Genomic DNA, 15,142 nt, shown 5'->3' with positions numbered 1-15,142 from the left:
GTAAGTTCGAAGCGTCGCGCAGGGGATTCATGGCCGCGCGGACCCGTACGACAACGTGGTCGATTCACCGAACTAACCACTCTGCTGTCGTCAGGGGGCGACCCACCATGGAACTCATTTCACCGATCGACGCCGTCTTCCTGCTCGCCGAATCGCGTGAGCACCCGATGCATGTCGGCTCCTTGCAATTATTCGAGGCACCCGAGGACGCCGGTCCAGATTTCGCGCAGCTGACCTACGAGAAGCTATCGGCGGACCGGGAATTCCACCCGACCTTCCGCAAACGCCCCGCGACGTGGCTCGGCGCGCCACAGCTGGGCTGGACCCAGGACGCCGACGTCGAGCTCGAATACCATCTCCGACGAGCCGCCCTACCGGCCCCGGGACGATTCGACCAGCTGCTCGACCTGGCCTCCCGTCTGCACAGCACACTGCTCGACCGCCATCGCCCGCTATGGGAGATCCATCTGGTGGAGGGCCTCGGTGACGGGCGCTTCGCGATCTATTCGAAGATGCACCATGCGCTGATCGACGGCGTCGCCGCACAGCGCGTGCTGGCGCGGACGCTGACCACTGACCCGAACTCCGCCGAGACCCGGGTGCCGTGGCACCTACCGCGCTCGAAGCGCCCACCCGAGGCCGCCGCTGTCGGGTCCGGACTGGGCAACGCGGCACGAAATCTGTTGTCGGCAGCCGGTTCCGCGCCTGCGGCAGTGCGGGTTGCCCGTAACGCGCTTGTTCAGCAACAGTTGACGCTGCCGTTCGATGCGCCGCGCTCGATGTTCAATGTGCCCATCGGCGGCGCCCGTCGGTGTGCGGTCCGATCGTGGCCGCTGGAGCGGGTCAAACAGGTCAAGAAGGCGACCGGCTCGACCATCAACGATGTGGTCCTCACCATGTCTGCCGGCGCACTGCGCTCCTACCTTATCGAGCGAAATGCCTTGCCGGACAAGCCGTTGATCGCGATGGTCCCGATGTCGTTGCGGGCGTCCGACGAGGACGAAGACAACGACGGCAACAAGATTTGCGCAACCCTGTGCAACCTGGCCACCGATGTGGAGGATCCGATCGAACGACTCCGGGTGGTCAGCGAGTCGATGCGCCGTAGCAAGGAGGTCTACAAATCGCTGTCGAGCGTCCAGGCCATGGCGCTGTCCGCGGTGATGCTCAGCCCGCTCGCGCTGACCCTGCTGCCCGGCGTCGTCTCCTGGACCAACCCCCCGTTCAATATCGTCATCTCCAATGTCCCCGGCGCGCGCGAACCGCAGTACTGGAACGGCGCCCGCCTCGATGCCACCTATCCGATGTCGATTCCGATGGACGGCCAGGCGGTGAACATCACCCTCACCACCAATGCCGACAATCTCGACTTCGGCCTGGTCGGCTGCCGCCGCAGCGTGCCGCAGTTACACCGCCTGCTCGACCACTTGGAGAACGCGCTGACCGACCTGGAGCAGGCCGCTCGATAGCAGGTCTATCCCAGCAAAACTAGAACGTGTTACTGTCGAATTGTGGTGCACTCGCCAGTCGACGGGGCCGCTGCCGCGCCATGGCGATACTCGCGGTATGCGGCCCATTCGGCCGGTTCAGGGAATCACCTGCCCTGCCGGACTGGAACACGGCAGGGCAACTATGTAACCCGTTCTAGAGCCACTAGGGAGACCAGCACGCCATGCGTACCGAAATCTGCGATCGGCTGGGGATCGAGTTCCCCATTTTCGCCTTCACCCATTGCCGCGACGTAGCGGCCGCGGTCAGCAATGCGGGCGGGCTCGGCGTGCTCGGCGCGGTGGGCTTCACCGCCGAGGAATTGGAAGTAGAACTGGCGTGGCTCGATGAGCACGTGCACGGCGTCTATGGCGTCGACCTGGTCATCCCCTCCAAATACGAGGGCAAGGGCATCGACGGGTTGAGCCCCGAGGAGCTGGAAGCCACACTGGCGGAACTGGTTCCGCAGGGACACCGCGATTTCGCCGAGAAGATCCTTGCCGACCACAATGTTCCGCAGCTGCCCGAGAGCGAACATCACAATCAGCTGCTCGGCTGGACCGCGACCACGGTCGCGCCGCAGATCGAAGTGATCCTGCGCCACCCCAAGGCCAAGCTGGTGGCCAACGCGCTCGGCACGCCGCCGCCAGAGGTCGTGCGGCAGATCCAGGACTCGGGCCGCCTGATCGGCGCGCTGTGCGGCTCGGTGAAGCACGCGCTCAACCACAAGAAGGCCGGCCTGGATTTCGTGGTCTGCCAGGGCACCGAGGGCGGCGGACACTGCGGTGAGATCGCGTCGATGGTGCTGTGGCCGCAGGTCGTCGATGCCATCGGCGATATGCCGATGCTGGCCGCCGGTGGCATCGGTAACGGCCGCCAGGTCGCCGCGGCCATGGCGATGGGCGCGGCGGGCGCGTGGACCGGCTCGCTGTGGCTGACTGTCGAGGAGGCCAACGTGCCGCCCGCGCAGATGCAGACCTACATCGACGCCACCAGCCACGACACCGTGCGCTCGCGGTCGTGGACGGGCAAGCCCTGCCGCATGCTGAAGAACGACTGGACCGAAGCATGGGAGCAGACCGACAATCCCGACCCGCTGCCCATGCCGTTGCAGATGATGGTGGCACTGGACGGCGTAAAGCGCGGGCACCGCTACCCCGAGGCCGCCAAGGACGTGAACTTCAACCCGGTCGGCCAGGTGGTCGGTCAGCTGAACAAAGTGGAGCGCTCAGCGGACGTGGTCGGCCGCCTGATCGAGGAGTACGTGGAGGCGTGCGACCGCCTCAACAAACTCAACGGCGCGCTCTGACCCGCACCGCACCGATGATCACTCCGGCCATTCCGGCCAGGAGCGCTTCGACTCGAGCACCGGGTCGGTGATGCCGCCCCAGCACGCCAGCTGGGCGGCATCCCATCCGGCGAGCTCGGACCCGGCCGCGTAGACGGACTGGAAGAACTCGAGCGCGGCGCCGACCGGATCCGGGGTCAGGCGGGCGGTGTCGTAGGGGTAGTACGCGGCGTGGCCCGACCCGGACGACACCCAGTGCGCCCCGGCGGGCAGCTGCCGATCGGTGAGCCCGGCGGGCTCGGGTGCGGTGTAGGAATAGAACGTCGGTTCGGGGACCTTGTCATCGCCGAACCAGAATCCCGCGCTGATGACCTCGCGCGAGTACGCCTCACGCGTCACCGAATCGACCATCGTGGGCATATCGATCTGCCGCTCGGAGAATCGCTGCACGGCGAGATCGAAAGTGTGCCAGAACAATTGCACTGGGCTGATCTTGCCGGAAAAGGTGGCGCTGAACTCCTCGAGTATCCGCCCGACCTGGCTGTGCACCCGAAATGCCCGCTGGGCCGCCTCGGGGTCGTAATCGGCGTGGTCGGTGTCGTCCTCGAACGGGCGCCCCGCGTCCGGCAGATCGAAGGGATGCGGGTGCGGCAGCACGACATCGATGCCGAGATCACGCAGACCGGTCATCACGTCGCCGTAGAAAGAGGCGACAGACTGCCTCGGCAGATCGATCTCGACCTCGATGCCGCGATCTGTCGCTATCCGCAGCACATGATCGAAAAAATCGAAGGTACAGGCGAATACCGGTCCATTGCGGGCAGAACCGAGCGGGACCGTGGTCCAGCCGCGCGCCGTGAGCCGATAGGTCATATGCCACCAGTGATTGCGCCGGATGCCCTTGGCCAGCGCGACCTTACCGACGACCTGGGCGAACCGGTGCAGCGTCTCCTTGGTGGGGCGCCAGGATGCCAGCGGCAGGGCGGGCAGCGGCTCGACAGCGTCCATATCGAAAACGGTACGACCGATCGAGCAACTACGCTAGAAGATTGCCATTTCCCTCTCCGAATTGGGCAATTGCCATTGATCAGCCCGAATGCCACCCCTTAAGTGTTGCCATATAATTGCTGTACTTGCTTCGCGGGGGGCGCTCCATCCAAGGCGGCCCGGTTACGCACCCTGCCGCTTGCCGACGATCGCGTCCATGATGGCCATCCCGTCGACGCGGGGCTTCGCCCGCTACCGCCCACGCGCGAGACCGACCTCGACGACGCCGCCGGTACACCACCGGCACCGGCACCGGCCCGCAGCCGAATGGCCTGACTGCTACACCTGCCGCACCGATCCCCATACTGGAAGCCGCTCTCCTGCATGCCGGGTGGCGAGTGCTCGATTCTGAAGATCGTTGAGAGGCCGATATGTCTTTGTGCACCAATCCCGATTGCGCAGGCGCAAGCCATGATTCGCACGTGTGTCCGAACCGGGACAGCACCGATGCGCCGCGCGGCAGGAATCTGGCGATACTCGGCGTGCTCGCCCTGATGATCATCACCGCGCTCGTGCTGGCCGCGGGCGCGGTGGCGGACCGGTGAACCCGGCCGGCGTGACGACCGCGCACTAGCGCGGCGCTATTGGACCTTCCACTGCGCGGCCGAATCCCAGTCGTAGCGCACGCCGGTCAGCTTTTCACTCAGTCGCCACATCCTTCTCGCCGCCGAGCGGCTGTAGGCCATCGGGTGTCGCAACGTACGCCTCGGATAGCCCGCGAATTCGAATCCCGGTCCCAGATAGGCGTTTCCGGGCAGATCCGGGATGGTGGCCGCGTAGAGCTGCGGCAACGCACCCATCCGGTCGGACTGGGCGAGTGCGAACAGAATGGCCTGCGGGATGGCGGCCACGATGCCCGCAGCGCCCTTTTCGCCGTTCCGGTCGTAGAGATGGGTCGCCGATAGGCCCGGGTGCGCGGCGACGGCGCGCAACCCGGTGCCCGCGGCACGGGCCCGGCGATCGAGTTCGGCGGTGAAGAGCAGGTTGGCCAGCTTCGACTGGCTATAGGCGGGCCAGCGCAGGTAGAACCACCGCCAGTTCGGGTCCAGCCAGTTGATCAGACCTCCCCAGGCAGCCACCGACGAAACGGTCACCACCCGCGGTCGCTGCGCCCGCAGGAGTGCGGGCAGTACGGCGCCGGTGAGCGCGAAGTGGCCGAGATGATTGGTGCCGAACTGGGCATCGAAGCCGTCGGCTGTCTGCCCGCGTGGCGTCGCCATCACCCCCGCGTTGTTCACCAGTAGATCCAGCCGCTCGACCGTGGCGTCGAGCTGCGCGCCCGCCCGCCGCACCGAGGCGAGATCGGCCAAATCCAGTAGCAGCACTTCGGGTTTCGGCCCGGTGGCCACCGCGCTCACTACGTCCGACGCCGCCGCGGCCTTCTGCTGGTCACGACAGGCCAGCAGGACTCGGGCGCCCTTGCTCGCCAAGGCTTCCGCGGTGCGCAGGCCCAGACCGCTGTTGGCGCCGGTGACTACGACGGTCTTCCCCAACTGGTCGGGAATATCGGCGACGGTCCAGCGGCGCGGGAGAATTGTGTTGTACACCGACATATCAGGTGATCAATCCTGGCTCAGACAGTTGACCGGACGGTATTCGTCGAGCAGGGGCGTCAAGCCGTTGCCGCGTGCGCGTCGTCCGCATGACCCGCGTCCGCGTCCGCGCCGTCGAGCAGTTCCTCGAACTTGGCGACCACCTTCTCGTGGTACATCCCGAACAGATCCTCGAACAGCGCGAGCTGCGCCTCCGACGGCCCGGAACCGGTGTCCCACACCGCTACGAGCGCCCGCCACACCAAGACGTGCAGGTCCGCGGCACCCGCGAAATAGGCCTCGATCGCCTCGGGCACCTCGAGCACCATCTCGCCGATGGAGTTCAAAATGGCCCGCTGCATGCTCAGCCCGAGCACTGTCAGCAACTTGCGCACCAGTGCGACCTCGATCGCAAGAATCTGGCGGAAATCCGGAACCTCCAGCCGGGCAAGCGCTTCCAGCCGGTCGATATCGGCCTTCAATTCGGCCGGATCGATCTCCTGTTCGCTACCGGTGTAGGCGAGCAGCGCCTCCATCACGATCCCGCGTTCGACCTCGACGATGTCGCGGAACATTTCGATCGCGGTATCGGGCATCGGAATGGAGAACCGGAACAAGTGCCGGTACACATCAATGCCGCCCGCCTCCCGGACGTCACGGATGGTGAACCCCTTACCCCGCCGTGCTTCGACGAATCCGTACGACTCCAGCCGCCCCAGCGTCAGCTGCGCGGTCGCGCGATTCATGTCGAATTCCTCCGCGACCTGACGGACCGACGGCATCAAATCCCCTGGCTGATACTCCCCCGCGGCAACCCGGCGTGCCAGCTCATCGGCAACGTCGGCGACTACCGTCTGGGATCCCATCGAATGCCACCTTTCGACTCGGTTCCAATACGTCCCAGACAGTCTAAGCCCTTCCTATCCCTGGCTGCACCTGTGCGAGACTGATCTGCGCACAGTATGAGGTGAGTCATGACCATTCGACGAGGCAACCATCCCCAGGAGAGCGAATCCGCCGGTAGGCGCACACGCCTTTTCGCGACAGGGTCGAATGGCAAACCCCCGGTTCGCAAAGCGGTTCGCAGTGCGAAACTCGCGACGTTGCCGGTAGCCTACGCGGGTAGGCAGGCCGCGGGCGTCGGCAAGCGCGCGCTCGGCAGGTCGGCGAGTGAAGTGAACCGGGACATCCAGTTGCGCACGGCCCAGCACATTTTCGAGGTGCTCGGCGAGCTGAAAGGTTGCGCCGCCAAACTCGGCCAGCTGCTGGCGATCTATGAGCTGGCCCTGCCGCCCCAGATCGCCGAGCCCTACCGCATCGCATTGAGCAGGCTGCAGGATTCCGCGCCCGCGATGCTGCCGTCGAGCGTGCACGCGGCGATGGCGGCGAGCATGGGCGAGAACTGGCGTTGGTATTTCAGAGAATTCGACGACCGCCGCGCGGCCGCCGCATCGCTCGGCCAGGTTCATCACGCAGTGTGGCGCGACGGCAGACCGGTCGCGGTCAAGGTGATGTATCCCGGCGGCCGACAGGCGATCGAGAACGATCTGGAGCAGTTGCGCCGAATCTCAACTCTGGCAGGCGTTTTCCTGCCCGGCGCCGACGTCGAGGCCGTCACCGAGGCGATCTGCGCCTGTGTGCGTGCCGAACTCGACTATGCGGCGGAGGCCCAGAACCAGCGGGTGTTCGCCGCGGAGTATGCCGAGGATCCGGACATCTACATTCCGCGGGTAATCGAGCAGTGCGGCGATGTGCTCATCACCGAATGGCTCGACGGCACTCCGGTTCCGCGCGTCATCGCCGCAGGCGCGCAGGCCGAGCGCGACCGAGTCGGGATGCTGATGGTGCGATTCGTGGCGTCCGGAGCACTGCGCACCGGCCTGCTCTATGGCGACCCCCATCCGGGAAATTTCCGCATCCTGCCCGATGGCCGCCTCGGGGTCGTCGATTTCGGAGCCTGCTCGGCGTGGCCGCCCGATGGCTTCGAAGAACTGGCATCGGACTATTGCCACGCCCTGTTCAACGGCGGCCCACCAGAGTTGGCGGCGGCGGCCCGACGCCACGGATTCGTCCAGGCCGGGCGCGAATTCGACGTCGAGGCCCTCTTTGCCCTTGTCGTGCCGTGCACCGAACCGTTCAAACACTCGACCTATCGCATGACCACCCCGTGGCTGCGCAAGCAGGTGCTGCGGGTGACGAATCCCCGGCTGTCCAACAGCGTTCGGCAAACGACCATGCCGCCGTATTTCACGCCGTTCGCGCGTTCGGCACTCACGTTGATCGGCGTGCTGTGCCAGCTCGGGACCGAGGGGGCCTTCCGCGCCGAGGTCGGACGCTGGATGCCGGGGTTGCCTGTGGCGTTCGTCCCGCCCGCGCCCGACGGGCCGCCGGTGGACCTGGCCGCGGTGCGCAGGCAGCGGGCCGACACGCGGTCCGTCGGCTGACTTCGCCGCCCGCGCCCGGCTCGACCGAAGATCCGATCCCTTACCGCCTGTATCGTCTCAGACAGATATTTGTCGTCGCGATTCCGCGGGGTGGTCGACTGGTCGCAGCCGCGTACCCGCCCGCTTGGACGAACCGACCGATCCGTATCGCGACCGGCCGGCGGATCACTCAGCGCGACAACCACTCCCGCCACTGCGGAGCAACGGCCGCGGCCAGCTCGTCGTAGCCCTCCGCCCCGGGGTGCGCGCCGTCACCCTCCCGGACTTCACGCATCCACACCGCGTTTTGACGCAGCTGCTGATGGATCCGGACATACGGAATCCCTTCGGCCACACAGATTTCCGCGAATCGCTCGTCGAGCGCGGCGGTGCGGGCATTGTGTTCGACGTCGTCGATCGGCGGCGGTGCGACCATCAGCACCGGCCAGCCGTGCCCGGCGGCCTGTCGCAGGAGCGCACCGAGGTTGGCGGCAGACTGGTCCGACGTCACCCGGCACTGCCCATCCACCTGCATGGTGTCGTTGACGCCGAAGGACAGCACGATCCTGGCGTCGGTGCCCTGCGGCAGTCGCTGGACGCACTCGGCCAGGAAGCGCGCACGGACATCCGTGGATGTCTGCCCTCGCACGCCCAGGTTGTAGCTGACGATCGGGATCCCGTCGGCGTGGGCCTGGGTGGCGAGACGGCCCGCCCACCCCAGACACCGCGGGTCGCCGACCCCGGCGACGAACGAATCACCGACGAAACACACACGAAGGTCACGACTCACGGTGCGATCCTCGCAAGCCCGACCAACCAGCGCGCACCGGGGTACGGGCAGGCAATAAGATCGCGGGTGGTTCATCAGGGAGGGATTTGATGTCGACAGGGGAAGCGCTGCACGCTGCGTCGACGGCGCCGCCATGGTTCGTGGAGCTGTTCGCCCACCGGCGCTGGATTCGCCGCGCCGGACCGTTTCCGCACGTGTACGCGCGGGATGTGTTCGTCCCAGAGTTCTTCCAGCGGTTGACCGAGGAATTCCAACGCGTGCTTCGGCAGCAACCGGAGGCGTTCACACAGGTCACCGACGGATACAGCGCGAGCGGAGTGCCGCTGACAACACTGCGCGACGGGCCACTCGCGCTGTTCCTTTCGCGGGAGTGGCACGACCTGATCGCCGCAGTCGCGGGTGTCGCGACGACCGGAGACGTGGAGGGGTCACTGCACCACCACCCCGCAGGCAGTCCGGGCGGGTGGCCGCACAACGACCTGAACCCGGCCTGGTTCGCAGGACCGGCGCCGGAACCCGGCGAAATACGGACGCCCGACGGCACGGTCGACCTGAAGACCGGCGCCAGGGATTCGGCGATCACCGCCCGGGAAACCGTGCGCGCGGTGGCCGTGCTGTTCTACCTCGGCAACCCGGGGTGGGTCGCGGGCGACGGCGGGGAGACGGCGTTGTACGAGCACATCGCGGGCAGCAGCCCGATGCCGGCGCTGACCATTCCGCCGCTGGACAATTCCATGGTGCTTTTCGAATGCACGCCGCGGTCGTGGCATACCTTCGTCGGCAATAATGCCGCCGCCCGCAACAGCGTGGTGATGTGGCTGCATCGGCCGAAAAGCGATGCGGTGCAACAGTGGGGAGGAGACCGCATTGCGCAGTGGTGATTTCGCACGCGAGGAACGCAGGGTGTGCCTGCTCACCGGTGCGGGCGGCAGGCTCGGCGACGCCTTCTGCCAGGCGGCCTACACCGAGTACGACATCGTCGCGGTGTGCCGCACCCGGATTCCGGCCGCACCCTCGCAGCACGAATGGTTCGTCGACCCGTTCGCACCGGAAATACCGGTGCCGGAGAATGATGCGCGGATCTTCATGGTCCGGTCCGATCTGACCGAGCAGGGCGAGGTCGAGCGGGTCGTCGACCTCGCCCTCGCGCGGTTCGGGCGGGTGGACCTGCTTGTCAACAACGCGGCCCACAGCAGCTGGCAGCCGCGCGGCATTGTCGACGGCGATACCGCGCTGGAAGAATTCGAGCCCCATTTCGCGGTCAATGTCGGTGTGCCACTGCGATTGTCGGCACGATTGGCGCAGCGCTCATGGATACACGCCGGGGACGAGAACCGCAAACGCAACCGCAATATCGTCAATGTCTCCAGCATCGCGGGTTCGGAGGTATTCCCCGGTGGACAGGCGCTCTACGCGGCATCCAAGGCCGCGCTCAATCAACTGACACGCCACCTGGCCGCCGAGTTCGACGAGTTCGGCGTGCGAGTGAATGCGATCGCACCCAACAGCTTTCCCTCGACCGTGCCGACCGAGCAGGTCCTCCAGTCGATTGTCGAGCTCGACCAGGGCACCATGACCGGCGGCGTGTTCGGCGTCGGCGGCGGGCCCGAGAGCTCGACCGGCGGCAGGCACTCGCGTGCGGGCGACCGGCCGAGCTGAGGCCCGATTCGACCGCTACTCGGACGAATTCGATGCCAGGCCGGTGATCTGCTCCGACATCGCCCACAGCCGCTGTGCGAAGTCCGGGTCCACCGCTTGCTTGTTGCTCGGCGCTTCCTCTTTGAAGCGATGGAAGTACTTACCGTTGAGCGACTCGGCGTCCACGACCGTCGCCAACCGCACCAGGGGATCCGCGCCCTTGTCCGGCCGGATGAAGAAGGGCCGCGACAGCGGCGAACGGATCAGCGCGCCGAGGCCGAGCGGCGCGTTGTCGTACACGTGGGTCGCCACCACACCGGGATGGAAAGCCGCGGTGACCAGGCCGGTGCCCTCGGTGCGGCGAGCGAGTTCCCTGGTGAACAGGATGTTCGCCAGCTTCGACGCGGCGTAGGCGCCCAATTGGTTGAACGAGCCGGTCGAGGCGTTGACGGTGTCGAGGTCCAGCTTCGCCATCCGATAGGTCGTGCTCGCGGTGTTGATCACTCGGGCCCGCGATTGCACGAGGCGCTCACGCAGCAGGGCGGTCAGCAGGAACGGTGACAGATGGTTGACCTGGAAGGTCAGCTCATTGCCGTCGTCGGTGACGATCCGTTTCGCCCAGGCGCCGCCGGCGTTGTTGGCGAGCACATCGATGCGTTCGTATCGGTCGAGCAACTGCTCGGCGAGCTTGCGCACCTCCTCGAACCTGGCGAAGTCGGCGAGAAACGCTGCCGCGCCGACCCGCTGCGCCACTTCGGCGGTCCGCTCGGGTGAGCGACCGACGACCGCGACGGTGGCGCCGCGCGCCACCAGTTTCGCGGCCGCCTCCGCGCCGATGCCGGAGCTCGCGCCCGTCACCACCACGGTCTTACCTGCTAGATTCTGTTCCGGCCCTGCCATTGTTGCCCTCCGAGCGTCGGGTGCGGCGCCCGGACGAGCGTCCGGCTGCCGTCTAGCCGACCTGATCGTCTTCGGATCGCGCGGATTCGGCAAGACCCGACGCGCCCGAGTAGTGCGCGGCGATCTCGTCGCTGGTGGTCAGCCACACCCCGGGATGGTTCACCACGTACTCGAGCGCCTGGTCCAGGTACTTGCTGCGGAACGCCTGGCCGATGACGAACGGATGCAACGCCAACGCCATCACGCGGCCGCTGGTCGCCGAGTCGGCGTAGAGCTGGTCGAGCTGATCGGTGACGATCTGCACGAAATCCGGCCCCGGCGTGCTCTTGCCGACGAAGATGTTGATGTCATTGAGCTCCACCGAATACGGCACGTTCAACAAGCCGGGCACCTTCGTTCGGTACGGCTGGTCGTCATTTGTCCAGTCCAACGCGTAACTCAACCCGAGTTCGGTGAGCAGCTCCGGAGTGCGGAAGGTCTGGGTCAGCGCGGGCCCCATCCAGCCCTGCGGTCTGCGGCCCGTTGCTTTCTCGATGGTCTCCACAATGTCGGTCAGGTATGCGCGCTCCTCCTCGACCGACACCTCGGCCTGGAAGATCGAATTGTTCTTACCGTGCGCGAGCCATACCCAATCCCGGGCCCGCCCCGCCTCGATGATCTGCGGATTATGTTCGGCGACATCGGAATTGAGCAGCACGCTGGCGCGGATCCCGTGGCGATCGAGGGTCTCGAGCACCCGCCAGAACCCGACCCGCGGCCCATAGTCTCGCCACCCGTAGTTCAGCGGATCGGGTGTCAGCCCGGCAGTCCCGGCGAAGATGCTGGTCGAAGGCCGATCGACCTGGTAATGCTCGACATTCAGGCCGACATAGAAAGCGACGCGCGCATCACCCGGCCAGTGAATCGGCGCACGGTCGACGATCGGGCTGTAGTCGAAGAGTTCGTTGTCCATGCGTCCATGCTCGAACTTCACATCAATGTGAGATTCAACCGGAAATTCAGTGAGCTGGCCCACACCATGCGGTGGCGGCCCTGGACAAGCTCGAAAACCCTAATGCACTGGTGTGTATCGTGCGGCGAGCGCAATAGCTGATCTCGCCAGTACATGGGTAGCTCACCGGGTACGTCCAGAACTCAGCTTGCCGTTAACCGCCGGCCCGCAACGGTACGTTGAGCGCACCCCACGACCGGCAAAAGACGCGGAGAGGCGGAGCATGCGAGTCGACGGGCGGGAAATCCCGGTCACGGGCAGCTTGCTGCAACCGCTGATTCGGCGGACCAGTGACATCATCCGTGTCGTACTCGCGACACTGTGGGTCGGTGTCGTCGTCGCTGCCTCGGTGATCACCCGGCCGGAATGGCTGGCTCTGGAACGTTCGGTATCGAACATCGTCGGGTTCCTCAACCCCGACCAGTCCAATCTGGTGTATCTGGTCTACGGCATGGCCATTCTGGCACTGCCGTTCGCGATCCTCATCGAGTTGATCATCGGCAGGCAGTGGAAGCTCTTGGCCGGCTATGCCGCAGCAGGTCTCGTTGCCGGACTACTGCTATCGATCACCGGGACGGGCCTTTCGGCGCCTAGATGGCACCTACAGGTGTCCGACCGGCTCGATACCTTTCTTTCCCAGTTCCTCGACGACCCGCGCTGGATCGCCATGTTGGCAGCGGTACTCACCGTATCCAGTCCCTGGCTGCCGACCCGGCCGCGACGCTGGTTGTGGTTCCTGCTGTTGGCCTTCGCGCCGATCCATCTTGTGGTCAGCACCGTGGTGCCCGCACGGGCGATGTTCGGGCTTGCGGTCGGCTGGCTGGTCGGCGCGGTGATCGTGCTCGTGGTCGGTACCCCCGCGCTGGAAGTTCCGCTCGAAGCGGCGGCACGGGTACTGGCAAAGCGTGGGCACACGGTCACCGCGTTCACCGTGGTGCACCCGGCCGGGCAGGGCCCGCTGGTGCTCGCGGCCGCTGTCGAGGGCCCAGAGCGCGAACTGATCGTCGAGATGTACGGCAAAAACCAGCGCAGCTTCGGAGCGCTGCGCCAGGTGTGGCGCTGGCTCACCTTCCGCACCAGCGAAACCGCGGCATTACACGGATCCATGCACCGGGCCGTCGAGCATCGCGCACTGATGGCGATCGCGGCGGGGGACCTCGAACTGTCCTCCGTCACACCGGTGGCTGTCACCGCCCTCGACCGCGGCTGGATGTTGTACTCGCACACCGTTGCGCGCGGCACACCGATTGCCGAACTCTCCGGCGATGTGCTGGCGTCGGTGTGGAATTCGCTCGACACGCTGCATCGCGGCCAGATCTCGCACGGCGATCTGCGGCCCGCCGAGATCCGCATCGAAAACGACCGCGCGGTGTTCAGCGGATTCGCCAACGCCGAATTCGGCGCGTCCTTGAAACAGCGGCAATCCGATGTCGCGCAACTACTGGTATCGACAACCGCGATCTTCGGCAGGGAACCCGCGGTGCGGGCCGCCATCGATACCCTCGGCGAACAAGAGGTGGTGACCTCTGCCAGCCGATTGACCAAGTCCGCCATGCCATCCGGGATCAAGAAGTCGGTCCCGGACTGGAAGGCGGCCATGTCCTCGGCACGCGACGAGGTGCGCAGGCAAACCGGGCACGACAAGATCGAGGCCGAGCAGATCACCCGGTTCAGCCGCAACCAGATCATCCAACTCGCGCTGCTGATCGCGCTGGTGTATGTCGCCTACCCGTTCGTCAGTGCGGTGCCCACGTTCTTCACGCAGCTGACGACAGCCAATTGGTGGTGGGCGCTGCTCGGGTTGGCCACCTCGACCCTGACCTACCTCGGTGCTGCGGGGGCGCTGTGGGCCTGCGCATCCCGGTTGGTCAGCTTTCGCAATCTGGCGATCATGCAGATTGCCAATACCTTTGCCGCGACGACAACGCCTGCCAGGGTGGGCGGTCTCGCGCTGAGCGTGCGGTTCCTGCAGAAGGGCGGACTCGGCGCGGTCCGTGCCACCGCCGCGGTCGCCTTGCAGCAGGCGGTGCAGGTGATCACCCACATCAGCCTGCTCACCATCTTCAGTATCGCGGCCGGGACCTCGGCGAACCTCTCCCATTTCGTGCCGAGTGCCACGGTGCTGTATCTGATCGCCGGCGTCGCTATCGGCATCGCGGGCACCTTCATGTTCGTGCCGAAACTGCGTCACTGGCTCAATACGTCGGCGCGCCCGCAAGTGCTGGAGGTGCTCGGCGAGCTCGCCGCCCTGGCTCGCGACCCGAAGCGGTTTTCGGTGATCATTCTCGGCTCCGCTGCGATCACTCTCGGTCAAGCGGGAGCGCTGTGGGCCAGCGTCGAGGCCTTCGGCGGCGGCGCCAGCTTCGTGGCGGTCACCATCGTGACGATGATCGGCGGCACGCTCGCCTCGGCCGCGCCGACTCCCGGCGGTGTCGGCGCGGTGGAAGCCGCGCTGATCGTCGGCCTCCAGGCATTCGGCTTGCCCGCGAGCATCGCGGTTCCCTCGGTGCTGCTCTACCGCGTCCTGACCTGCTGGCTTCCGGTGTTCTGCGGCTGGCCCACCATGCGCTGGCTGGCCGCGAAAGACATGATCTGAATTCGCGGACCTGCACTGCCGAAAAGTTGGCAGCCGATGGACAGCTTTCGGCGAACTTGCCCAGCCTGTTCAGCCTATTGCACTGCACAACAGCATGTCTCACAAAACATCTCGAAGCGGGGAGAAAGAATTCGCGATCGGCGCTACTGCTGCGACAGGTCCGATGATCGGACTCGCACCCGGCGCGAATGCCTCGCCGATCGAAACTTACAGCCCTTCAATTGATTCCGATTTCCAAGCCGTCGACTCCCGTGCGAACAATCCGAGTACGCCTATAGCGGATATAACTTCACCAGGGTCGAACAACTGCACCGGTGGCGGCCGAACATTGCTGGTACACGTCAGGCAGTTCCCTGATGGCGAACACCGCATCCCCGTCGGTACCACCGAAGACATCGGCGGTGCGGGCGACGACGGGCCGGGCACTGTCGTCGTTCCCAGCGGCCAAT

At 65.9% G+C, this 15,142-nt stretch carries 13 protein-coding genes; 7 read left to right on the top strand and 6 right to left on the bottom strand.

Annotation, left to right across the window (positions count from 1 at the left end):
* The first annotated feature begins 107 nt into the window (after positions 1–107).
* Together AB0M74_RS24215 and AB0M74_RS24210 are read left to right on the top strand one after the other, a co-directional pair.
* Positions 108–1,469 carry a wax ester/triacylglycerol synthase family O-acyltransferase gene (locus AB0M74_RS24215; RefSeq protein ID WP_366528553.1) on the top strand — a complete coding sequence of 454 codons (1,362 nt, stop codon included), beginning with the start codon at positions 108–110 and terminating at the stop codon, positions 1,467–1,469.
* A 203-nt stretch (positions 1,470–1,672) separates the two neighbouring features.
* Positions 1,673–2,797, top strand: a complete 1,125-nt coding sequence (locus AB0M74_RS24210) for a nitronate monooxygenase family protein (RefSeq protein WP_366528552.1) — start codon at positions 1,673–1,675, stop codon at positions 2,795–2,797.
* A gap of 18 nt (positions 2,798–2,815) precedes the next feature.
* Here the strand turns inward: AB0M74_RS24210 and AB0M74_RS24205 are convergent, their stop codons facing one another.
* Positions 2,816–3,784, bottom strand: coding sequence for a DUF5996 family protein (locus tag AB0M74_RS24205; RefSeq protein WP_366528551.1), 969 nt, complete (start codon positions 3,782–3,784; stop codon positions 2,816–2,818).
* A 461-nt stretch (positions 3,785–4,245) separates the two neighbouring features.
* On the opposite strand from AB0M74_RS24205, the gene AB0M74_RS24200 reads away from it, so the two are divergent.
* Positions 4,246–4,368 carry a hypothetical protein gene (locus AB0M74_RS24200; protein WP_366528550.1) on the top strand — a complete coding sequence of 41 codons (123 nt, stop codon included), beginning with the start codon at positions 4,246–4,248 and terminating at the stop codon, positions 4,366–4,368.
* Between the two features lie 36 nt (positions 4,369–4,404).
* Here the strand turns inward: AB0M74_RS24200 and AB0M74_RS24195 are convergent, their stop codons facing one another.
* A complete protein-coding gene (locus AB0M74_RS24195; protein ID WP_366528549.1) occupies positions 4,405–5,376 on the bottom strand; it encodes an oxidoreductase in 972 nt (323 codons plus the stop codon).
* Positions 5,377–5,435: 59 nt separating this feature from the next.
* Complete coding sequence (locus AB0M74_RS24190; protein WP_366528548.1) at positions 5,436–6,221, bottom strand: GntR family transcriptional regulator; 786 nt, start codon at positions 6,219–6,221, stop codon at positions 5,436–5,438.
* A gap of 108 nt (positions 6,222–6,329) precedes the next feature.
* On the opposite strand from AB0M74_RS24190, the gene AB0M74_RS24185 reads away from it, so the two are divergent.
* Positions 6,330–7,799: an AarF/ABC1/UbiB kinase family protein gene (locus tag AB0M74_RS24185; protein ID WP_366528547.1), complete on the top strand. Its 1,470-nt coding sequence runs from the start codon at positions 6,330–6,332 to the stop codon at positions 7,797–7,799.
* Between the two features lie 169 nt (positions 7,800–7,968).
* Here AB0M74_RS24185 and AB0M74_RS24180 read toward each other — a convergent pair whose 3' ends face one another.
* Complete coding sequence (locus AB0M74_RS24180; protein WP_366528546.1) at positions 7,969–8,568, bottom strand: GDSL-type esterase/lipase family protein; 600 nt, start codon at positions 8,566–8,568, stop codon at positions 7,969–7,971.
* Positions 8,569–8,657: 89 nt separating this feature from the next.
* On the opposite strand from AB0M74_RS24180, the gene AB0M74_RS24175 reads away from it, so the two are divergent.
* Together AB0M74_RS24175 and AB0M74_RS24170 are read left to right on the top strand one after the other, a co-directional pair.
* The gene (locus AB0M74_RS24175) at positions 8,658–9,449 is read left to right on the top strand and encodes a 2OG-Fe(II) oxygenase (RefSeq protein WP_366528545.1); all 792 of its coding nucleotides are present in this window, start codon (positions 8,658–8,660) and stop codon (positions 9,447–9,449) included.
* Complete coding sequence (locus tag AB0M74_RS24170) at positions 9,436–10,227, top strand: SDR family oxidoreductase (RefSeq protein WP_366528544.1); 792 nt, start codon at positions 9,436–9,438, stop codon at positions 10,225–10,227. Before AB0M74_RS24175 ends, AB0M74_RS24170 begins: the two co-directional genes overlap by 14 nt.
* Before the next feature lie 15 nt (positions 10,228–10,242).
* Here the strand turns inward: AB0M74_RS24170 and AB0M74_RS24165 are convergent, their stop codons facing one another.
* Both AB0M74_RS24165 and AB0M74_RS24160 read right to left on the bottom strand, forming a co-directional pair.
* On the bottom strand, positions 10,243–11,106 hold the full coding sequence (locus tag AB0M74_RS24165) for an SDR family NAD(P)-dependent oxidoreductase (protein WP_366528543.1): 864 nt from the start codon (positions 11,104–11,106) through the stop codon (positions 10,243–10,245).
* A gap of 52 nt (positions 11,107–11,158) precedes the next feature.
* On the bottom strand, positions 11,159–12,058 hold the full coding sequence (locus tag AB0M74_RS24160; protein ID WP_366528542.1) for a polysaccharide deacetylase family protein: 900 nt from the start codon (positions 12,056–12,058) through the stop codon (positions 11,159–11,161).
* A gap of 262 nt (positions 12,059–12,320) precedes the next feature.
* Here AB0M74_RS24160 and AB0M74_RS24155 point away from each other — a divergent pair, with 262 nt between their 5' ends.
* Positions 12,321–14,693 (top strand): flippase-like domain-containing protein, encoded by a 2,373-nt coding sequence (locus AB0M74_RS24155; RefSeq protein WP_366528541.1) that lies wholly within the window; start codon positions 12,321–12,323, stop codon positions 14,691–14,693.
* Positions 14,694–15,142: the final 449 nt, after the last annotated feature.

Origin of the sequence: Nocardia sp. NPDC051463, from assembly GCF_040681975.1 — a bacterium.
GTDB lineage: Bacteria > Actinomycetota > Actinomycetes > Mycobacteriales > Mycobacteriaceae > Nocardia.
This window is presented reverse-complemented; position numbering and strand designations above follow the sequence as displayed.